The following is a 22,019-nucleotide window of genomic DNA, read 5'->3' on the forward strand; positions in this document are numbered from 1 at the left end:
AAAAGATTTAAATAAAATTAACATAATTACTTATCATTAACTTGTCAATCGGAATTTTTACATTAGCCATATCACTTTATATCCTGGTTATCTATAATTAGGTAGTTCATGCTTTATCTACCAAAATTCTATGGGGCTTTTAGTGAAGGCGTCCTCATCGCTCTTATTGGAATTATATTGTTTGAAAGGCTTTAAGGTAGCCTTTCAAACAATATTGGCAAACAATTATATGTAACGACAATTATATGTAACGACAATTATATGTAACGACAATTATATGTAACGACAGGAAGAGAAATATTAGAAAAAATTTTATTTTTGCCAATTTCCTATTTAAAAAAATCAATTGATTCTCAGATTGAGAAAGTTAAATATTATGGTTCCTTACAAAATATATTTACAGGAGAATTAATAAATATTATTTTAACATACTTGTTCTATTTTATTCTTAGTAATAATTGCATTTCTATCTAGAATACTCGCTTTAACTCCAATTATTACAATGACACTATTTTTATTATTTATTCTATTGTTTTATAAATTAATTTTTCAATATATTAAATGCCCATCTCATATTAATTCAGAAAAAAATTATTTCCTGCTCAAATCATGAGAAAAAATGGACATCCTGAAATATACCAACGCGACTCCTATTTGGGAAATCTGTTATCAAATTATTATCAGAGACGGTGTTTTTAGCTTATCACTTAGCACTTTTCATAATTCAATTACTGCATTATCGGAATTCACTGTGTTCATGGTGAGATTCTTAGTTATCCGTTTTAGTATAATAAAATTCTTCTCTGGAATCATAACAATAGATGCATTAAATTGCAGTAATGATATTAAATTTGCGAATTTTAGATCCTTTTCGTACTACATTTATCTCTATTACTCAAATTGTACAAATACAGTTTAGTATTAACCAGTTGTTGGCACTGATTAAAATGCCTCATGAAACTCAACTTTATCATTGAGAACTTGTATTGGACATATTCTTAGCTAGATTCATTTCTCTAATATCACTTTCTATTATTTACCTAAAGTAAATAAGCTGTTTTTAATCTCTCTTTCAACTTGCCTGAGCTAACAACTACCGCCATCACAGGCCCTTCTGACTCAGGCAAATCAAGCTTGATAAAATTGATATTAGGTCTCTATGCGCCACAAGCAGGAATGATTTAAATCGATAGTAAGAATGTAAGGTAAGCTAATTTATTAGAACTCCGGAAAAAATCAGCTACGTTGTAGAAGACAACAAATTCTTTTATGACACAATAGAACAGAATCTCCGTTTAACAACCTCCTTAGCTACAGATAGTAAAATTCTCAGTGTACTAGAGATAGTAAATCTCACTGAAGAAATAAATGCTATACCTAACAGATTGAAAACGATAATCTGTGATAAATACCAAAATATTATTAGCTCCAGCGTGCAAAATCGACTTTCCTTAGCACGAGCATTATTGTCAAATTCAGCTATTCTTCTTTAGACTAACCCAGTGCCGCACTTAATAAGCGAAATGATTAAATACTTATGATGCTCATGAAAAAATAATATCAAAAGAAGACAATTGTCCTAGTAATAGTTTGCCCTCCCATATTCAGCTGGCAGATCACGTTATTATTCTTGAACAGGGTAAACTTTCCAAAGAAGAAAAAACTTCAAAAATTATTCCGAAAATAATGATCAGAGTTAAATGAAGGAACCGCAACTGTAGTATTTACCTAAAAAACTCACATTGAATCCATTCAAGTACAACGATTATTTTTTCACTTATTACTATGATCTGTGAACTTCTTTTAGCTCTTCTTATTTTGGCTTCATTTGTAAAACTTTAAGATTATCTTTGATAGTAGGAGAAATTACCTCTGTGGATTTGATTATTGTTTTTGAATATCCTTAAGGTGGCATTGTTTATAAACTATTAGTCAACAAAGGCACTTGCGTAAATCAAAGGTAACCTCTTTCAAAAATCCACGAAACGTTAGAAAAATCAGAATTAAAAAAAATTAGAAGTGGAACGGTTCAATTTACTATCTGATATAGATCGTAAAAAAATATTTTATTAAAGGAAAGAAATACTAGCTAATATTACCAACATCTTCAGTGCATAATAATGAAATTGATATTTTTTTGATAAAATATTAAAAAAACAACATCATCTTTATCAAATGCAATCTCAAGAAATTAAATTTGCAAGAGGCCGTTATCGTACAAAAAATTTTTTTCGACGAGAAAAAGAATTTTTAAAATTTAGTGCACAGCTAGAAACGGCTAATAAAAACCTTGCCCTTTATCAACAAGAAGTTGACATGTTTAGGAATTTGATAGAATCCGCTTATATATCTAAATTAGATCTCATTCATGCCGAAAGGGCTTTGAATTCTACAGATGGAACTGCTTTTCGTCTTACTAAAGAAATTTTAGTAACTTAAAAAACCTTACAAGAAGCAGAAAATTGTCTGATTCAATTAACTCAGAGTAGAAAACTTGACTCAGCTAATCGTTTACGAAAATTTTAATAAGAGTTATTTACGACAAAATTCAAGATACAAAAAGTAAAAATACCAATTAAATAATAATGTTATCCGATTACCAATTACTGGAACAGTCGTAAATCTTAAAATTACCGAGGGTTAACTAGCTTTTTAAAGTTTTACAATGAATATTGTTCCTGTCAATGCTCCTTTACAAGATAAAATTCATATTTTCACTTTAGATATAGAGTTTATTCGTATTGACGATTTTATTCTTGTTAAAGTAATCGCCTATCATTTTACCCAATTTTGAGGAATTCAAGGAACTCTAAGTCATTTATTTACTACATTTTTTATTGACAAAAACAACATTCCCTATTTAGGCCGGCTTTCTTTGAATCCTAATTACGTAGGATTAGTATCAAATAAAATTATTCCAAGAATAATTTGTTAACGCTAATATTATCATTGGGGAAAATTCTTTGTTGACCTATATTTTCAAACCAGTTAGAATTTTACATCCAGATCATTTTATTAAAATAACAAGAATAAATTGATGGTAAAAGAAATTCTGGAAACATACCTTATTCAAGCTTAGAAAAAAATTAATTTCATCTCATTTATCAACCTCAATACGATTTGATTAATCAAAAAAATTATAGAATGGAAGTTCTTTTAAGATGGTACCATCCTGAACTCGGTGAACTACTTCCAGAAGAATTTATATCAATCGCCGAACAGTCTGATCTAATAATTCCTATTGGATAGTGAGTCATTCATGAAGCCTGTCGTCAATATCAAGAATGATAAGCATTAATTTCAATGAAAGGTCTCAAATTAGCTATTGATTTTTATCTCCTCAATTAACGAAAAATCTTGTGACTGCTGTAATCGATGTTGTTAACGACACAAATATATTGCATACCGTCCTTGAATTTGAGATTATAGAAAATTCATTAATAACTCATTTATAAAAATTTTAAATGGTGCTAACAGAATTGAAAAATCCTTGATTTTCTATATTGCTTGATGATTTTTTGTACTGGCTATTCACATTTTATTTAAGGCAGTTATCTCTCTAAACCACTCAACTCAAATCTGATTCGATATTTATAAATTATTAGTAAAGAATTTAAAAAATTAATTTTCATTAATTAGTCTTATAACTTCTTTGTAGAAATATAATTCTAGAAGGCCTGACTCGTATTTTTATCCACTAAATAGATAGCCTAAACCTGTCTTTTATCCTAAAAAAAATCAAGGTAAAACAGCATTTTTTCGATTTACAATCTGCCAACAATCCTAAATGGGAAATAATTATTTGTGTAGATTTACTTTAGTTCAAAGTATAAAAATGCAGTCTTGGAACCCCATAATTGATTATAAATCTTCATAAAGTCTGGTAACTACTTCAACCCTGTATCTTTGAAGCACTTCTTTTCATTCTTATAAGTTTCTAACTGCTTATAAAGCCATCGGGATATTTCTACTCTAAAAATTTTAAAAATCTCATTAATCTTTTGAAATCATTAATTGGCATAATTCCTGGAATAATGGGAACATTTACATGTAGTTTCTGGCAACTTTCTAAAAAATAAAAATAGGCGTCATGAGTATAGAAATATTGAATAATCGTCCAATTAGCTCCAGCTGAATTTTTTCTAAAAATTTTTAAGTGCATCCATTACATTTTCTGATTCAGGATAAAATTCTGGATAACCAACTACCTCAATATAGAAATAGTTGTCCATTAGCTTGCGAATATATGCCACAATTTCATTGACGTCCTCAAAATCTTCATGGATTAATGTCGTTCCTTCAAGAAAATCACCTCGTAACACTACCAACCGTTTAATGACTAATTGTTTATAATAATGCAGTAGTTCTCTAACAACAGTTTTAGAGAGCCCAATACAAGTCAAATGAGGGGCAACATCAATAACTTCTTCAGATAAAGCTTTCATGACATGCTTCATTTTATCCTGACTTCGCCCACCCGCACTAAATGTCACCGAAAAATAATCCAGCGCAAAAATCGGATCAAGTCTTCGCCATGTTTGCCGAAGTTTATCGAACCTCTGCACCATATAGGTGGAAACAGTTCAAAGCTTAGAGAGAAATGTCGAACTTTCATGCTCTTATATCTGGTTACTTCCCCTTATGTACTGGCTGGACGCAACTCCCCTCGGATAAAGAATCTTTTTCCGTAGTAAAAGCCTCTCATAAGTGAATGGCTGCTTGGAACATATGATGAAGTGCTTTCTTAACTTCCTCCCAACCCTGTGTTTTCAATCTATAATCTGGATTAATCCATAAGCGTTCTATAGGAATGTATTAAAGCGCACGAGTTATCTAATCTTTAATTTCAGCAATGTGTAGAATATGCGGAGAGTGAATATCATAAATACCTAGCCCAATATCGTTAGGATAATCAAATTTTTCAAAGGATTTTAAATCTCCATTTGGGAGCGGAAACTTTCAATAGTAATAACATCTAGATACAAGGCTGATATCGCTTCAATAATATCGTTGAATTCGGCATAACACATGTGAGTATGAATCTGTGTTTAGTCTTTTATACACCACATAAGGCTAGCCGAAAACATTTTACTACCCAATTAAAATAGTCCTGCTAATCTGCTTTTCGTAACGGCAAGCATTCCCGAAAAGTAGGCTCTATCAATTTGAATGACATTGACACCTACAGCCTCTACATGTACTTCATCACGCAAAGCTAAAGCAATTTGTTTGGCTGTATGTGAACGTGGTTGATCATCACGAACGAATGACCAAGAAAGAATTCTAAGAAAGCCTGTCAGCATGCCTTTTAATGGGTTTAGTGCTGAGTAACTGGGCATATTCAATCCAATGCACAATCATGAGACGGTCACGATTAACATCACTATATAATCGGGGGTTTAACACAACGCGAAACCGTAACTCTGTACCCAACCATTGGAAGTAATTCCTATTCCTTCCAACAATTCTCCAAAATATTCTACCATGTCATTCCATTTTGCTTCACCCATGTACTAACAGATCTAATCCCAAGTCAACCTGGACACCGATTACTTCAGCAATATATTGAAAAATATTTTCTTCGTAGCGTCACTTCATCTAAAGTCCCTTGCTTATATTGCGTCGTAAACAGAGAATCGCTGGGGTTTGAGGAAACAAACCAATGGTAATAGTAGGAAATAAAGGTAAGTTTAGACACTTTTTTGTGCTTCTTTACGTATAGCGTGCTCGTGTTGACGCCGCATCCATCGTTTAGTAATAGTGGTTAATTGTTTTTGTACATTTGCATTGTAGATTCACCTAAAAGTTTTCTGAGATAAAATGACCTAATTATTTTCTGATAGTGCAACAGCAATACTTTCTCGACCTTCCCATAAACTACGCGCTAATAACGTTACTTCTTCAACCTTTTGTTTGGAAAATGCTAACCATGATCTCAATTCGATATCCAATTTATTTTCTTGATTCAAATCAATGGGGACATGCAATGCAATAACGAACAAGAAGGCGCTACCCATAATCTGTTATCTAAAGAAATTTGAGCTTTCTCTAAAAAAATTAATGAACGATGTAAATCATTATGCCAAATATTACGCCCATACACAATGCCTAGCGACAATACTTTTTCTTTTTGAAATTGAGGCAACAGAGAATTAAACTGCTCTGGTGCTCGACAACAATCGATATGTAAACCATCTATTAGTAAACTGGCAGACGATGGATAAATTATCTTCGAGAAAACTAAAATAAGTAGCCAATAAATTTTTAAGATTAGAAAAATTAATATCTTGATAAGTTTGAAAAAAGCTCTACTGCCATTCTTTTGGTAAATCTAAAACTAGAATTGGTTCGCCAATTTAAACTCATTTCACTCCTAGATAAGCTAATTGTTAAAAATTTCATTGTAAACGGGAATCAATTTTTCTAGTAAGGATAATTTATCAAAAGGTTTCCCTTTTACTTTCCCTAACCACAAAAATGATAGAGGATCTAAAATAACAGTCTTTGCTCGGTAACCGTTTTCCAGAGCCAATTTTGTATATTCGAATAATTCTTTCGTCTGCAATTCGAAGGTTTGATCCACGGTAAATTCATGAACAATATAGTAATAATTTGTATCAAACCACTTAGTCATTTCGCAAGCCGATGTTTTAATCCCATTAGGGGCTTGGCCCGAGCCATGCAAAACATTGTGTCAGTTGGATTTGAATTTAATTCCCGAAAACGTGATGGGGTCATACCAACAAAATCACCTACAGAGATAAAATCAAGGCCGGCACTTTTGCTTGAATCTTCCAATGAGAAAGCTGTAATTGAAGGGCTTGTTGATGCAGTTGCTTTTGTAAAATTTCTTCTCGCCAATAAGCCTCTACGATTTTTTTTCATTTCACGTTTAATTCCAATGCGAGGAAAACCGTAAATTACGTGCGTAAACCACGTGTAGTATCTCCTTATATCATTGATAGAAAGATTACCATAATGATTGCACAGGAAATTCGGCAGGAACTCAATTAATGATTCAACCACTTTAGCTGTTTGGTGCCTGAAAGCTAATGATTAAATCGGCATTTCGGCTATACTAACTGACTTTTTTGGAAAACGTCAAGAATTTTGCTCTTAAATCTAACTTATTTCATCTTTTCAAAGAAATTCTATGCACAAAAATTTTATCCATTTAGCGCCTTGTAGGTAGGTTAAAAATAATTCTGCTGGGTTACTTCCTTTACAAGGCGTAATGTTTCGTCCGCAATATCATTAACCTGATCAGCACCATTCTGAAAAATTTTATACACGTACGTATGATTCGTTTCATATTCAGCACGACGTTTCTGAAGAGGCGCCAAAAATTCTAATAATACGTCCACTAAGCGCTTTTTACATTCTACATCACCAATTTTACCTTCACGATAACGCTGCTTCGCTTTTTCTACCCATTTTTTGTCGGGGTTAAAGGTGTCGTGAAAAACCCATAGGGGATTATTTTCAACGGTTCCTGGATCCGTCACGCGTAAACGATTCGGATCCGTATACATATTCATAATTTTTTTTCGCACAACATCCGGCGGATCACTTAAAAAAATGGCGTTATTTAGCGATTTACTCATTTTTAATAATTGGCCATTTTTACTAGGCCCTCCAGTCCCAACTAATCGCCGGACACGCCCAACCTTAGCTTCCGGTATTGGAAATAAACCACCGGCCTTTAAATAATCTTTATCTTCACTATGCGGGTCTACTCCGCAATACAATTGATTAAAACGCTTCGCCACCTCACGAGTTAATTCCAGGTGGGGAACTTGATCTTCACCTACAGGAACGATTTCGGCACGAACCGACAAAATATCAGCTACTTGCATAACAGGGTATAATAAAAAACCCATCGAATAATTGTCCCCCAATTCTTTATCTCGAATTTCATTTTTAATAGTGGGATTTCGCATTAAACGGGGAAACGGAATGAGCATACTAAAAAAAGCCGTTAACTCCAAAATGGCTGGGACGTCCGATTCAATAAAGATCGTGCTTTTGTCGGGATTAATACCCGCCGCTAAATAATCGAGAGCGATGTCTAATGTGCTTTGGCGAATCGCCTCAGGTTTTTCGGCCTGGGTAGTAAACGCGTGAGTATTGGCGAGCAAAAAATAACATTCATATTCATCCTGGAGAGAAACCCGATCTTCAACTGAACCTACCCAGTTTCCCAGGTGGAGACGCCCTGTTGGCGTATCGCCACTGAGCAATCGCGGTTTCTGTTCAAATTTAGGCATGGAGCCATCATCGCTAGTTCATAGGCTTCTGTCAACCTCGGCACAGTTCGGGTACAATGGATGACATGGAAAATTTGGTTCTTTTACAATCATTAAATCCTCAACAAAAAGAGGCGGTTACCTCCTTATCTCCCTACGTGCGTGTTTTAGCCGGCGCAGGTAGTGGCAAAACGCGTATATTAACTTATCGCATTGCTTGGCTTATCCAACAACAAGGTGTACCTCCTTATAGCATCCTAGCAGTGACTTTTACCAACAAAGCTGCGTACGAAATGCGAGGACGAATTGAAGCGATGCTGGGTATTCCCATTAGGACAATGTGGGTGGGGACATTTCATGGTTTGGCTCATCGTTTACTGCGAGTACATTGGAAAGAAGTTGATCTACCCCAATCGTTTCAGATTCTCGATTCCGACGATCAATACCGTTTAATTCGTCGTGTTCAACGGAGTCTTAATTTAGAAGAAACCCAATGGCCACCTAAACAAACCCAATGGTTTATCAATAAGCAAAAGGAAAAAGGTTGGCGACCTCATCAAGTCGCTAATAGTAGCGATGACAGCTATTTCACAGAAGTTCTAGTCAAAGTATATAAAGCCTACGAAGAAGTTTGTCGCCGGAGTGGGCTCGTTGATTTCTCGGAATTATTATTGCGCTCGCTTGAATTGCTCCGCGATGTGCCATCGATTCGCCATCACTATCAACAACGCTTTCATCACATTTTAGTGGACGAGTTTCAAGATACCAACACTATCCAATACGCCTGGCTGTGCGCTTTGATGGGGGATAATACGGGAATGATGGCGGTGGGAGACGACGATCAATCTATTTATAGTTGGCGCGGCGCGAAGATAGAAAACATTCATCGTTTCTCTCGGGATTTTACTGATGTTCAAACAATTCGTTTAGAACAAAATTACCGATCAACACAAACCATACTCGACGCTGCCAATGCCGTTATTGAAAATAATACGAATCGTCTCGGAAAAAAATTATGGACCACGAGCAATACAGGTGAGCGAATTAGCCTATACACGGCTTTCAATGAGCGTGATGAAGCTTTTTACATCATCTCATGCATTGAATCGTGGATACAACAAGAACGAAAATACAGCGATATCGCAATTCTTTATCGTTCTAACGCTCAATCCCGTTTATTAGAAGAACGTCTTATCGATCGACAAATCCCCTATCGTATTTATGGGGGCCTAAAGTTCTTCGAACGAACAGAAATTAAAGATGCACTTGCCTATTTGCGCTTATTAGCCAACCGCCATGATGACGCTGCTTTTGAGCGTGTTGTCAATACCCCCACCCGTGGTATTGGTAATACCACACTGATAACATTGCGCGCTGCCGCTCGTGACCAAGGCATCTCTTTATGGCAAGCTGCAATGGACTTAATTAATAATCAGGGTTTGAGCGCTCGCGCGCTTAATTCCTTACAACAATTTTTAAATTTAATCGAAACACTCAGTGCGCAAACAAAAAACCTTTCTTTAGCTGAACAAACGGAAAAAATCCTAAATCAGAGTGGTTTGCTCGCTCTCTACAAAAAAGATAAAAATGAAAAAGGACTTTCTCGCGTCGAAAATTTAGAAGAATTGATCAGCGCCACCTCGCAATTTACCCCAGAGCCGATGACGGACGAGACTATTTTATTATCACCCTTAGATGGTTTTCTTTCTCACGTCGCTTTAGAAACCGGTGAAGAGCAAGCAAGTTCGCATAGTGATTGTGTAAATTTGATGACCTTGCACTCTGCTAAAGGACTAGAATTTCCCTTAGTTATTATAGGTGGATTAGAAGAAAACTTGTTTCCTCATCATATGTCTACAGATAGTGAAAATGGATTGGAAGAAGAACGGCGATTATGTTATGTGGGAATGACTCGTGCTAAGGAAAAATTAATTTTAACTTACGCCGAATGTCGACATTTACACGGCCTAGAAAAATTTAATCAGCCTTCACGATTTTTGAATGAAATTCCACCAGAATTAATCGACATAGTCCGACCCACACCTAAAATATCTCGACCAGTTTCTATTACCTATCAACGACCTCAAGCGGGTGAGAGCGAATTTTATGTAGGACAGCGCGTTAATCATACCAAATTTGGTAGTGGTATCATTATTAATTACGAAGGCCAAGGTGAAAACACTCGTCTACAAGTCAAATTTGACAGCCATGGGGAAAAATGGCTGGTGTCCAGTTACGCAAAATTGGAAGCATTGTCATGAATACTTCCTGGACATTAGTACTAGGATACACTAGCATCCCTGTAGCATTAATGCTAATCGGAGGGATTTTAAGCTTCTTTAAAAACCTACTTCAGCCTTAAACAAGCGTAGTCCAACACTTTGCAGCAGGAGTCGTTTTCGCTTTCGCTGCAGTTGCTGTAGAATTAATCCCTGTATTAATTCTAATTCATCACGAAATCCGTTGGATTATCGTCCTTGGCTTTTCTGCCAGCGTTGCTGTGATGCTTTTCACAGAATGGCTTGCCGATAAACTTTCTGGTATCTACCCGACCGTTAAAAAAAACTACCGTTATCGCTCATCATTGTTGTAGTAATCGATGTTTTTATTGATGGTATCTTAGTAGGGGGGTTCCTTTTGACAAGTTAAAGTAGCGGAATTATTACTGCCTTAGCATTAGCTCTGGAAACTCTTTTTCTCGGTATAGTAACTATTTTAAACATGGCCAAAAGAAATGATAAACAACTGAGTGGCATTACTGTTATTTTTCTCATTTCGCTTTGTATTTTATTGGGGGCTTTGTTGGGCTTTGGTGTCGTTTCTGATTTATCTTACAGTATTCAAATAGCAATTATTGCTTTGGGGGGTTGCTGCCTTACCTTACCTGGTAGCCGAAGAATTATTAATAGAACCTTATAAAGCTCCAGAAAAACATGCCTTGCGACAATTACTTTTTTCGTGGGACTTTTAATCGTATTATTTGCACATTAATATTTTTTTCCGCTAGAAAGAATTGTAGTACCCGCTTGCCATGCTTAAGCTGTAGGAACTTTCTGAAAAAATGGTAACTACTCAAATATAATTACTAAATGCGATGTTTTGTATTAATCGATTTTGACTGAGATAATGAAAGTCGACCATCTCGGTGTCCACACAACCATTAAGGCAAAGTTTTTCCACGTCGGCAAATAAAATTTCAAAAATTGTTTGTGCTTCTGCCAATAAAACCGGTCTAAGTGAAGCAGAAGAGGATAATCGTAGAGAAATGTTTTAAGAACATTATTAATTATTTCTTTCGGGAATTTAAATGTAGCATATTCCCAATGATCGCTAACGATCACGCTGTTATGATAGACCAATTGATACAAGGGAATACTGTATTTAGGTGAAAAATAAATTTCAAAAATGAGAGGTTTTAACAGAGTTAATTTTTAGCATATTTTGGAGGAATCCCCAATGGAGAAAAGTATTTTCCCATGTAATATTATTGAGACACCTCATTCCTTTATATATCCTTATCCCAAATATCGGCGGTGACATTGCCGTGACCAAATGCGATAACATTCACACTATAATCATAACCGTCTTCCGTTCCAATTATTAAGATGCTCTTGCTCAATTGCATAACACATTCGCTCCAAACAATTTTTCGTGTCTTGTACTTGAGTCATTTTATGTGCTTTTGAAAAATCGTTATAAAGTTCTCCTGCACCATCCGTATCAAAAAACTAAGAATTAAAAGGTATTTGGTGAATTTTTAATATTTCTCGAGGGCGGTATTTTACTTCTGGCATAGCAAAGTCCAAATTTAATGTCCATCCAATATTAAGGAATCCGCGAAGTGGAACACCCTTCTGATCAATGATCGTATCTTTTTTGATAAAGGACTTGATTATTAGGAATCGTAAGGAGCTATTTAGATAGCCATCTTTTACAGTTTCTTTGATAACATTTCGATTTAGAATCCCTAGCGAACGATCATCAAACCCAAGCCACGCGTGGTAAAGGTCGATAGATTGGAATTGTGACAACATCCAAAAAGAAACTCCATTTCTCCATTCAGAAACTGGATTAATTGAACTACTAAAAATGGATTGAATTAAATTTTTATTAAATTCAATTTGCTCGCTTGTCGTTAATCGATTTTCCCCTTTCTTTAACAGGGAAGTAGCTTCAGAATTTAAGCATACAACAACGAATCTAGACCTATTGTAAAGTGACTTATCTTTTACTAAATTCATCATCAATTATTCAAATTCATATTTACCCTAATTAAAAATCTAAGATTGATCTGCTAATAGCTGCAAAACAGCATTCTGATATTTGGTTTTTCCTAAATATGAAAGATATTTGACGATATTTTCAGACGGAGTATGTAATTTTTCTGAAAGAATACTTTGTAATTTTTTTCTAATTCACGTTCGAAGCCCCAATGAGCTCATCTCCCCATAAATAAATCAAAGGAGCTCCATAGAGCTTATGGATGTTTGGAGCTGCTTCTTCTTTCTGAGCTAGGGTAACAAACTAATTATGTCTTTTATTGGCGAGATAAGTTTTTGAAATAGCAACAAATAGTCGGCTTTACAATAAAAATACGATTTGTTTAAAAAAAAAGACTAATAAATTATTCCCCAACTTATTAAACCAATATTGGTTGTCATAAATATTGTCAACAATAAAGGTATCTAAAAAATCCGAATACAGCGCGCCTAGAAATTGCATGGATAATCCCGAAGTGGCCTCAGTTTTATTTTGAACGCCCATATTGTTTGTTAAATAATTTATCCAGGTCAGATTAGTCTCGGGTATCACTTTCCCCTCTCTGATGATGGATAAAACCAGAGTTTTTGCTTCTCTCCCTACAATAGAAAAGATAATGGCAACCGTATTTTTTGGCGGTAAAATCTACCAGAAGACTCTGATTAGACCGTAAAAAAAACAAAAAAATATCTATAGATCACCTCTCTGGAAGCTTATTTTCTTATCGGTTTTTAGGTGCTGTACAAGTGTCAAATCAGCAGGCTGACCTTCGAAAATTATAGTGTTGTTATAACGAATACTTAGGCTCTGAGGCGAAACATAAAAACAATCTTTATTCTCTTGGCATAGAGGTATTTCTTTAGTAGCCGAAAATCCCCATACAGGAAAGATAACCATTAACAGAAAAAAGATAGTTTTATTCATCGACATGAGCCCTTCTTTATAATCAATATTGAAAAGTAATAAATTTATTGCTTCTCAAACTATTAATATCTTATATAATCTTAATAAAAACATGAGAAGTCATATAAAACGCCATTATCAATAGAAAAATGGCATAAGAGCTATATACACAACCAATAAAAATACTAGTAGTTGATCCAAACGCGATAGATTTTTTTTAATAGAAAAAAGAATTTTTAAATACCTATTAGGAATAAATTTAATTATGGAAACTCCCATAATAGTATGGAAACTCCCATAATAGCTCCCACAATCACAAAAGGCACCCATTGTTTGAATAATGGAAAATCAAAGTATACCCATTTTGTACTGATGCTGCGCAGCGAGAAAAGCATTGGGAAGGAGCAAAGCGAAAGAAATTCCGACCGCAGTATGCATAACAGCTCCATGGGCCACATGGGAAAAGGGTGAAATCGTTAATAATAGGAACTAGAATAGAACAATACCGTCGCCAACACCAAATAAAACACCTAAAAAACCGCCTATGGGCTTCCTACTATTAATAAGATTAATGCGAAATAAAAGTCTTCTATGCCGTTGTTGACATTCTAATTTTCATTTATTAATTCCGAGAACGACAATAAGTTTCTCGTAAACAAAGAGCAGCACCCAGAGCGATTAAAAATCCGATAGGTAAAATCAACATAGCCCAGTGAAAATCTGAAGCCACGTAAACACCCATTGAATGATGAAAATAAATCGTATGCAAATCCATGAGACGACCAAATAATGGTTGGAAGATAGCCTGTCCACCCATAGTAGTAATACTAACAACGCTGACTGACATAGCTGTTATTACGGGTATACTATTTTCAGCGACTGTAGGATATCCAATAATTTGACTACTAGTGGTTAAACCCATTGCCAAAAATAGTATAAGCAAAGAAAAGAATGACAAATGGGGTATTTCTATAATTACTAAGATTAAGGCTAACGATAAAATAGCACCTACTAACATCGGCAATCTTCGTAAACCAATTTTATCAGATAAAAAGCCTACCAGAGGTCCACCCATGACAGTTCCCATAAATAACATACTCGTAATATAGGTAGCCTCAATTTTTGGAACGTGATGCGCATCACTCAAATATAATATACCCCAAATTCCTCCCAACAAACATAAAGGCAAATTCATTAAACAAGTATATACTCCACCTAGCCAATTTTGTAATTTTAAAAAAGCTAAGCCCATACTTTTCCAATAACCCATGTCATTAATTTGCTGACGTTCTACACGATGGTGTTCGAGATGATAATGAGGGAAATCTTTCACAACACTCGCAATAATCAAAAAAATTAAGCAGCCAAAAGCCGCATCTATTAATAAAACCTTTCGCCAATTTAATACCTCTGCTAATAAGGTAAGAGGTGTTTGCGCTACCATTCCTCCTAGCATTGCCATAGTTACAATGACGCCTGTAACCAAGGCCAATCGTGTGGAGGAAAACCAACGTGTGGCTAAGCGTATGACACTTAAAAAGCAAAACGCACTCCCAATACCCATCAAAAAGCGAAAAATGCAAGCCGAAAATAATGAAGTAGTTAGCGCAAAAGCGGCAATGCCTAAAATACAAACGCTAAGTGAGAACAAAATTATTTTCCGGGTGGAATATCGGTCGAGTAACATCCCTGCTGGAAAAAGGAAAATAACATTCGAGATAAAATAAAAAGAAGATAATTGCCCTAATTGAGTTGCTTGGATATGGAAAGCCTGCATTAGTGGAAGGCTAATTGCATCAAACATATTCATCTGAATAAATTCATAAAAGAAAAAAAGAGATGCCGACAAACATACCACCCAAGCTCGCCAAAGATTGGTATGTGGAACTGACTCTGATAGCTCAAGAGAATTATCGAAACTAATTAGAGATTCTTTCATTTTATATTTGTCTTTCTTTTATTAAGAGATGCAATAGGTTTCCCTGGATAAATACGCCATGACTAATCCTAAATATAAAAACCAGCAGCATAATCCGCCAACGCGAATTGGTAATCGCTGGATAAAAATAAAGGCACATGGTTAACAACCTGATGTGACCATCGCCATTCCATTAGTCGCGCAAATAGAGGTTGCGTACTCCCTCTCCTCCCCAACCGCCATAATCAAGACGGAAGCCATACCCTCCGCAGTGCCAGTTAGAGCCAAAGGATTACTTTCAGCGATCAAAGGATAACTAATAATCTGTGTACTGATAATAAATCCGAGTCCCCAAAAAATAATTAATAAGACTAGCAAGGCTAGCAATGATAAATACGGTAAATACATCAATAATAAAATTAGAAATAACGCAATAACAGCGCCCACCATCATAGGTATTCGCCGACGTTTGATTCTATCTGACAACCATCCCACTACTGGAGCAGCACCAATAATAGTGCCTATAAACAGCATAGAGTTTACAAAAGAAGCATCAGCTCGCATTAACCCTCGAATTTGAACTAAATAAAGGCTTCCCAACATAGCGCCCAGAAAAAAAAATCGGAAAATTCATTAACGAGCTATACAGATCCCACCTAATAACCAAATTCTGACTGTTTTTTACAGTTCGCCACAATACTCGCCAAAGACCTAGGTCGTGCAAATACATTTGATGCTCTCGGAAAAGACTGGCCTGACCCCGAGAGGGAAATCTTTCACTAATAAGACAATCAACAAGAGCATTATGAGACCTAAAGAAGCGTCGATGAGTAAGGTCATTCGCCACCCCAGGGCATCCGTCAGAAAGGTAAATGGGGTTTGTGCAACCATTCCTCCGATCATGGCCAGGGTTCACGATCAAGCGGATAACTAAAGCCATCTGACGAGGCTCAAACCATCGGGAAGCTAAGCGAACATTGCTTAATAAGCAGAAAGATCCTACAATTCCGGTAACAAAACGACATGAGTCTGCCTGCCAAATTGATGTGGAAGCTGCGAAGCTAAACATGCAAACTACGCTAGCTGCCGCTGCCATAGCTAAAATGATTACTTTTCGCGTCGATACTCGATTGAGCAGCATCCCAGCAGGAAACAAAAAAATGACATTGGCATAAAAATAATTTTCTGATAGATGGCCTAAACAGCTAGGCCCAATATGAAAAGCACGCATTAAATTAGGGCTTAACGCATTAAACATATTAATCTGAACAAACTCGAAGAAAAAAACACTGAGCCAGTAAAACAAACAACCCAAAGCTGCAAAGGATAATCGTAACTAATGCTTTTTAAATTGATCATCGACACAGCCAATGTCGGTTCCCCTATAAAGTGCTCCCAGACTAAATTAAGTGAGCATTATATAGAAAAAGTGTTTAGAAGAATAGCTGTGAAGAACTGTAAAAATATGTGGCAACTATTTCGTGTTACTTGATCCCTCTCCTCTGTTGAGGTACGGTTAATCTCTAGATATTCAGGAGGAATGCTATGCCCCCTGAGCGAAAATCGAAGCAGCAACATCCCGCCTAGAAGCAAAAGACTCAGCCCAGAATTGAGTCCAAAATGATTTTTTGTCCTAAATACCAAGATCCTGATTACCAAGGCAGTGATAAACTTCTCAACAAAGTAGGCTATTATCACTGTAGGTGATAGTGGCATCGGCCGTGCCGTTTGCCGTCGCTTTTAGTATTGAAGGTGTTACCTATCTCAATGAACATAAGGATGCCACTGCCACTCAGAAAGCAGTTGAATCAAAAGAACGAAAATCCTTCCTTTTGTCCAGAAATATAGCTGACCCTGCTTTTTGCCAATTAGTGGTAAAAGATACCACTAGAAAGTTTAAAAAAATTGATATTTTGATGAATAATTTAGCCCAATAATATCCTCAGGATAATCTCGAAGACATTACCGGCGAGCAGCTAAGAAAAACTTTTTAAATCAATATCTTTTCCTATTTTTATTTGACTACAGCCGCTTTGCCTTACCTTAAAAAAGGCAGCGTTATAATTAACATTACGTCCATTACCGCCTATATAGGGAGTGAACAACTCATTGATTATTCGGGCACTAAAGGAGCCATTGTCTCATTTACTCGCTCTTTATCTGAAAACCTTATCAAAATCAAAAAAGGGAATCCGAATCAAAATCAAAAAAGGGAATCCGAGTAAACGGCGTTGCTTGAGAGACCCGACCCTATCTGGACTCCTTTGATTCCAAGCAGTTTTTCTCCTAAGCACGTCCAAAAATTTGGTAGCAGCGTTCCCATAGGTCGGGCGGGGAGGGGGAACCTAAGGAGGTTATTACTGTTACGTCTTTTTGGTTTCAGCTGATTCTGCCTATATGTCTGGCCAAGTCTTACATCCACAATGGCGAAGTTATTCTTAACGAATAACTATAACTAAATGAGAGACAATTTAAGGAGGTCCTTATGAATCAGGAAAAAAGAAAAGCTTATGTTAAAAGCTTGTTGGAATTGTCGCCATATATGCCAAAAATATTATACAATCATTGTATTCAGGAAGGTGGTAAGAACACTGAACTAAGCCACCTACGTATGATAATGGACTGTATTCAAATCTGTCAAACAAGCGCCGACTTCATGACGCATAATTCTAAACTTTAAAAATCCATCTGCCAAACTTGCACCGAAGTTTGTGAAGCTTGTGCCCAATCCTGCGAAGCTATCGGGGATGATAAAATAAAGGAATGTACACAAGCTTGTCGCGATTCCGCTTTCTTGGGAACTTTAGCTCCCTTTTTACGCACTTTCGACAAGCCGATAGTAATCGCTTGTTTTCGACTTTTTACTTTTTTGTGTTTAGGACTACTATGAACCTTTCCCCGTTTGTAACTGTGCATTTCTTTTTAACTTCTTTTTTGTGTAGATTTGCCATATTTTCTAGCCATGATAAAAAGTCCTTTATGTGGTATTTATACTCCAATTATATTAGACCAGAAAATTTTCAGCTGAGGCAATTAGAGACTTGTCCTAACTAAAAATGCTTCTGAAAAGTGGCTATATAGGGTTCATTACCGCCAATTTCGACTTGCTCTCTCCTCACAAACAGGATTCCCTTCATCATCAATACGTAAATTCATTGTAGCCTTGCGACCACAGTGGCAAATAGTTTTTATTTCAATTAAAAGATCTGCCCAGATCTGCCCAGATCTGCCCATGCCAGAAGATAGAGACTGCCCTCAAACTGTTCGCCTTGAAAATCGGTTCGAATCCCATAAGCTAGAATGAGAACATTCAATTCATCGGTCACTAAAGATAATTCTTTCACCTGTAATTTTTTAAAAATTGAGATTCATCAACTAAAACAAAATGAATGTTCGGATTTGTTTTTAATTTAGCAGAAATAATTTCAAATAAATTACTCTTTGTCTGAAATGTGCAAGCTTCGGCCTCTAAACCAACTCGCGTACTGATTTTACTTTCTCCATCACGATCACTAAATCGCAGCAAGAAATAAGAGCGTGTCCATACCCAGTTCATTGTAATTGTAGCTCGATTGTAAGAGTGTGGTGCTTTTACACGCATTCATTGCGGAATAGTAGAAATGTAATTTCGCTATTGGCCTAGCTATACAAGTGTCATAATCCGGAATGTTGAACTCGTGGATGGCACACCAATAATATGGCACAAATATGGCACACCAATAATTAAGAGCATGCGTTTGGATCCCTTTCGATAGGTTGTCCGTCCGTACCCGTTGCATAATATTCTTTATAGAATTGAACTAATGGATTGGTTCGCTGCAATTTTTCCATTCTGTTAATTAATAACAGTGCATACACTGAGGTTGGTATTTTTTGTTAAAACTATATAAAACTTGCCAATGTTGATCGGCAGAAGAAATATTTTATTAATAAGCAAATAATAAGTATGAAAATTAACCACATCAAAACTGCTGACATCGTATTGAAATACTTTAAATCCGGAATTATTGCCAAATCGCGGACTTATTGGAGGAATGTAGCTATCAAAAATGTCTTCATTTAAATTATTTCTCACTAGAGAAAACCTGTCCATATGAAGATGAGAGCTCAAGATTCCCTCAATCACGGAACTATATTCAGACATAAAAGAGATAAATTGTCGTAGATAATCAGGTTACCATAAAGACGTTGTCTTTCCCGAAGTCAACGTTTTATAAACATCAATTCCAAAGGGAATATGAAATACCACCCGAAACCCACTGACGTTCGAGAACCGCTTGGGAAAGTATTTCTTTGAGCCATTTTAACTCCTCCTGAACGGCAGCCACAACATGGGGGCTGTAGCTTTTTTCCGAAAAAAGCACGGAATTTAATACTAAAATTCTATTTCTATTATTTATTAGGAGGACCCGGGAGGCATAATTTCATAATAGCCCGCATAGGGAAAGGTTTGAAGAAAACTCGCCCGATTCGCCGCACTCATCAAAAAAAAACGACCAGAGGTTAGCCATATCACTATAAAAATCTCCTTCCGGTTTGGAATAATAGTCTTCCCCATAAGAATCATTATTACCTATAGCAGGTGATAAATGGGCGTTTTTGGAAAGGTAGTGTGGAACTCATTTGTTAAAAACTGCATCGTTTTCTGAACAAAAGATTGATATCCTTTAAAGGAGGAATCCAATCCTCCGAATAGAGTGTATATTTCTCTTTGTAATCATTCGCCAGATAGTCACCTATCAGGAACACAAAAGAAGGCTGATTTTGTGCTCCTAGCATTTCCAATTCATTGAGTGTCCACTTTAAAAGAGCGTAAAAAGAGCGTAATCTGTATCTTGACCATAGATAGATAGATAGATAGATAGATAGATAGATAGATAGATAGATAGATAGATAGATAGATAGATAGATAACGTTTTTGGCTCATATTGTTCAAAAAAAAACAGTCCATTGATCGGCAGGGCTGTTTTTAATTTAACAATCAGAGGACAAATACTCTTTTTGCTTTCACATGTATCAAATGGATCAAAATGAATATCTGTTACACTAAAGAAATTAGTTACCCCCAGGCGAATAGAGGGAAAGGGAGGAACCAAAACTAATCTCATTAAGACAACATAAATAAAACCCCGAGGAACTTCAATGTTTCCTCATTCTTTAGGAGTTTCCACTTCAATCCTGGAGAAGATAGATTTATAATACATGAACAAAAATTAAACTGAGCATTTTGTCGTGAAATTACTACCTGCTATCCTTTGTATCGTTGGTTTTGCTGTCTTTTCCCAAATGGTGCTGGCTTCCCCCACCCACAATAGCAGTCCCGCAGACCCAGCATCCCGAACACCTGCCAATGGATTGTCCTCCGGTTATCTCAGTTGCCCCCAAATAAGCAATCTTCAAAAAGATTCTCGGAAAATGGTTTGGTTTACGAAAAACGGTTGGCTAAGTTATGCGGCTTCCTTTGCCACTCATATAGATAAATTTTTAGGGGCCCAATGGCAGGGGGTAAACCTAGGAAATATCACTTGCCTTTATGCTTCTAACGAAAAAATGACATTCCCCATCGCCTTGGAATACAAGCTGCTTGTGTATGCAACCTACTGGCGGGAAGTGGAGTAAAAATTTAGGTGGTTAAACCAATTGTAAGGCATCTAATCAATACCAATGTATTTTTAAACCCTAAGCTCAACCAAAAGTCGGCGATGTTTATCAACAAGCTAGGCAATTAAAGAACAGCGCTATTCAAGAAGAAATGGGGTTTTAAGAAGAAGGATTTAGCGAATGTGGCGTTTCTTTAATTCTCCGTTAGGACTTTTTCTTATTTTTCTCTATATCATTCCTTCTTTTATCTTAGGAGTATTTGCGCTTATTTTTGGTCTTCTAGCTCGACTCATGCCGGTTAAGTCCTGGTATCGGGCGGTAATGAAAATTGCTTTATTCTTTCCTACTCTCTGGGCCATTACTTCTGGTAAATTCCTAAGTGTGCGCCGTCATCGCTGGAAAATTGAAGGCGAAGGCGATCTTTATCCTAATAAATGGTATCTCTTAATTAGCAATCATCAAACCTGGCTTGATATATTAGTGCTCGGACGCGCATTCGGTCATAAAATTTCCGTCATTAAATTTTTTATGAAACGAGAACTGCTATGGAGCTTGCCTATACTCGGTCTGAGTTGTTGGTCTTTGGGTTATCCTTTCGTTCGCCGGTATTCTCCCCAGGCAATTCGCAAACAACCAGAATTGAAAGGACAAGATATAGAAACCACAAAAAAAGCATGTGAAAAATTTAAAGAATTCTCAACCACAGTAATGAATTTTGTAGAAGGTACTCGTTTTACGATTGCTAAGCAGCAACGCCAATCTTCTCCTTATATGCATTTGTTAAAGCCGAAATCAGGTGGGATTGCGATCGTTATTAAAGAATTGCAAAAGGAATTGAGTGGAATTTTAAATGTGACCATCCATTATTCCCAACCACTCACCTTATGGAAATATTTTCGCGGTGACCATTCTACTATCACCATTCATTATGAATTGTTACCCTTAGCTGCTGATCTTATCGGTGATTATTATGAAGATCGCGATTTTCGTCGTTATTTCCAGAAATGGCTAAATTTTCTCTGGGAACGCAAAGATTTATTGTTAGATGAACTAAGTCGCGCAAACAATTGATGATCAGTAGAAGAAAATCA

21 protein-coding genes and 4 pseudogenes are annotated in these 22,019 nt (G+C 36.1%); 9 read left to right on the forward strand and 16 right to left on the reverse strand.

The window, feature by feature from the left end:
• Positions 1-1,074: 1,074 nt before the first annotated feature.
• The 3 genes and pseudogenes from CleRt_RS14435 to CleRt_RS14440 all read left to right on the forward strand — a co-directional run.
• Positions 1,075-1,185: pseudogene (locus tag CleRt_RS14435) on the forward strand (ATP-binding cassette domain-containing protein); the annotation flags it as partial.
• Between the two features lie 990 nt (positions 1,186-2,175).
• Positions 2,176-2,439 (forward strand): hypothetical protein, encoded by a 264-nt coding sequence (locus CleRt_RS12740; protein WP_235379043.1) that lies wholly within the window; start codon positions 2,176-2,178, stop codon positions 2,437-2,439.
• 660 nt (positions 2,440-3,099) lie between these two features.
• A complete protein-coding gene (locus CleRt_RS14440; RefSeq protein ID WP_082160480.1) occupies positions 3,100-3,249 on the forward strand; it encodes an EAL domain-containing protein in 150 nt (49 codons plus the stop codon).
• 718 nt (positions 3,250-3,967) lie between these two features.
• On the opposite strand, the pseudogene CleRt_RS07950 reads toward CleRt_RS14440, so the two are convergent.
• From CleRt_RS07950 to trpS, 7 genes and pseudogenes are all read right to left on the reverse strand, one after another.
• Positions 3,968-4,568: pseudogene (locus tag CleRt_RS07950) on the reverse strand (methylenetetrahydrofolate reductase).
• Positions 4,569-4,701: 133 nt separating this feature from the next.
• Positions 4,702-5,510: pseudogene (locus tag CleRt_RS12750) on the reverse strand (hypothetical protein).
• A gap of 315 nt (positions 5,511-5,825) precedes the next feature.
• Positions 5,826-6,017 (reverse strand): hypothetical protein, encoded by a 192-nt coding sequence (locus tag CleRt_RS12755; protein WP_235379044.1) that lies wholly within the window; start codon positions 6,015-6,017, stop codon positions 5,826-5,828.
• Complete coding sequence (locus CleRt_RS13655) at positions 5,966-6,331, reverse strand: uroporphyrinogen decarboxylase/cobalamine-independent methonine synthase family protein (protein ID WP_306686873.1); 366 nt, start codon at positions 6,329-6,331, stop codon at positions 5,966-5,968. The genes CleRt_RS12755 and CleRt_RS13655 overlap by 52 nt, the downstream gene beginning before the upstream one ends.
• Before the next feature lie 51 nt (positions 6,332-6,382).
• Positions 6,383-6,634, reverse strand: coding sequence for a hypothetical protein (locus CleRt_RS13660; RefSeq protein WP_306686702.1), 252 nt, complete (start codon positions 6,632-6,634; stop codon positions 6,383-6,385).
• A complete protein-coding gene (locus CleRt_RS13665; protein WP_306686703.1) occupies positions 6,631-6,885 on the reverse strand; it encodes a hypothetical protein in 255 nt (84 codons plus the stop codon). Before CleRt_RS13665 ends, CleRt_RS13660 begins: the two co-directional genes overlap by 4 nt.
• Positions 6,886-7,193: 308 nt before the next feature.
• Positions 7,194-8,267, reverse strand: a complete 1,074-nt coding sequence (trpS, locus tag CleRt_RS07960) for a tryptophan--tRNA ligase (protein ID WP_048875712.1) — start codon at positions 8,265-8,267, stop codon at positions 7,194-7,196.
• A gap of 56 nt (positions 8,268-8,323) precedes the next feature.
• Here trpS and uvrD point away from each other — a divergent pair, with 56 nt between their 5' ends.
• Entirely contained in the window at positions 8,324-10,507 is a 2,184-nt protein-coding gene (gene uvrD, locus CleRt_RS07965; protein WP_082160481.1) for a DNA helicase II, read from the forward strand.
• A 460-nt stretch (positions 10,508-10,967) separates the two neighbouring features.
• Positions 10,968-11,165, forward strand: a complete 198-nt coding sequence (locus tag CleRt_RS12770) for a hypothetical protein (RefSeq protein WP_235379045.1) — start codon at positions 10,968-10,970, stop codon at positions 11,163-11,165.
• Between the two features lie 185 nt (positions 11,166-11,350).
• Here CleRt_RS12770 and CleRt_RS14445 read toward each other — a convergent pair whose 3' ends face one another.
• The 7 genes from CleRt_RS14445 to CleRt_RS12780 form a co-directional block, all read right to left on the reverse strand.
• The gene (locus tag CleRt_RS14445; protein ID WP_082160482.1) at positions 11,351-11,668 is read right to left on the reverse strand and encodes a glycoside hydrolase; all 318 of its coding nucleotides are present in this window, start codon (positions 11,666-11,668) and stop codon (positions 11,351-11,353) included.
• A 153-nt stretch (positions 11,669-11,821) separates the two neighbouring features.
• A complete protein-coding gene (locus CleRt_RS14450) occupies positions 11,822-11,917 on the reverse strand; it encodes a hypothetical protein (RefSeq protein ID WP_371440233.1) in 96 nt (31 codons plus the stop codon).
• Positions 11,918-11,974: 57 nt separating this feature from the next.
• Positions 11,975-12,280 carry a glycoside hydrolase family protein gene (locus CleRt_RS10600; RefSeq protein WP_162198831.1) on the reverse strand — a complete coding sequence of 102 codons (306 nt, stop codon included), beginning with the start codon at positions 12,278-12,280 and terminating at the stop codon, positions 11,975-11,977.
• Between the two features lie 547 nt (positions 12,281-12,827).
• Positions 12,828-13,058 (reverse strand): hypothetical protein, encoded by a 231-nt coding sequence (locus CleRt_RS07980; protein ID WP_157870935.1) that lies wholly within the window; start codon positions 13,056-13,058, stop codon positions 12,828-12,830.
• Between the two features lie 973 nt (positions 13,059-14,031).
• Positions 14,032-15,348 (reverse strand): MFS transporter, encoded by a 1,317-nt coding sequence (locus CleRt_RS07995; protein ID WP_048875717.1) that lies wholly within the window; start codon positions 15,346-15,348, stop codon positions 14,032-14,034.
• Positions 15,349-15,489: 141 nt separating this feature from the next.
• Entirely contained in the window at positions 15,490-15,891 is a 402-nt protein-coding gene (locus CleRt_RS12775; protein ID WP_235379046.1) for an MFS transporter, read from the reverse strand.
• Positions 15,881-16,585 (reverse strand): MFS transporter, encoded by a 705-nt coding sequence (locus CleRt_RS12780; RefSeq protein ID WP_235379047.1) that lies wholly within the window; start codon positions 16,583-16,585, stop codon positions 15,881-15,883. Before CleRt_RS12780 ends, CleRt_RS12775 begins: the two co-directional genes overlap by 11 nt.
• 445 nt (positions 16,586-17,030) lie before the next feature.
• Here CleRt_RS12780 and CleRt_RS10845 point away from each other — a divergent pair, with 445 nt between their 5' ends.
• A complete protein-coding gene (locus tag CleRt_RS10845; protein WP_200899561.1) occupies positions 17,031-17,264 on the forward strand; it encodes a Rossmann-fold NAD(P)-binding domain-containing protein in 234 nt (77 codons plus the stop codon).
• Between the two features lie 63 nt (positions 17,265-17,327).
• Complete coding sequence (locus CleRt_RS14455) at positions 17,328-17,552, forward strand: SDR family NAD(P)-dependent oxidoreductase (RefSeq protein ID WP_371440274.1); 225 nt, start codon at positions 17,328-17,330, stop codon at positions 17,550-17,552.
• A 451-nt stretch (positions 17,553-18,003) separates the two neighbouring features.
• Here CleRt_RS14455 and CleRt_RS12785 read toward each other — a convergent pair whose 3' ends face one another.
• A complete protein-coding gene (locus tag CleRt_RS12785) occupies positions 18,004-18,243 on the reverse strand; it encodes a DUF6496 domain-containing protein (protein WP_048875719.1) in 240 nt (79 codons plus the stop codon).
• 134 nt (positions 18,244-18,377) lie between these two features.
• Positions 18,378-18,962: pseudogene (locus CleRt_RS08020) on the reverse strand (thymidine kinase).
• Between the two features lie 1,597 nt (positions 18,963-20,559).
• Here CleRt_RS08020 and eirA point away from each other — a divergent pair.
• Both eirA and yihG read left to right on the forward strand, forming a co-directional pair.
• Entirely contained in the window at positions 20,560-20,946 is a 387-nt protein-coding gene (gene eirA / locus CleRt_RS08025) for a T4SS-associated protein EirA (RefSeq protein WP_157870936.1), read from the forward strand.
• Between the two features lie 162 nt (positions 20,947-21,108).
• Positions 21,109-21,999 carry a 1-acylglycerol-3-phosphate O-acyltransferase, YihG family gene (gene yihG, locus CleRt_RS08030; protein ID WP_048875720.1) on the forward strand — a complete coding sequence of 297 codons (891 nt, stop codon included), beginning with the start codon at positions 21,109-21,111 and terminating at the stop codon, positions 21,997-21,999.
• Positions 22,000-22,019 lie beyond the last annotated feature (20 nt).

The sequence above is a fragment of the Candidatus Coxiella mudrowiae genome (assembly GCA_001077715.1).
Lineage (GTDB): Bacteria > Pseudomonadota > Gammaproteobacteria > Coxiellales > Coxiellaceae > Coxiella > Coxiella mudrowiae.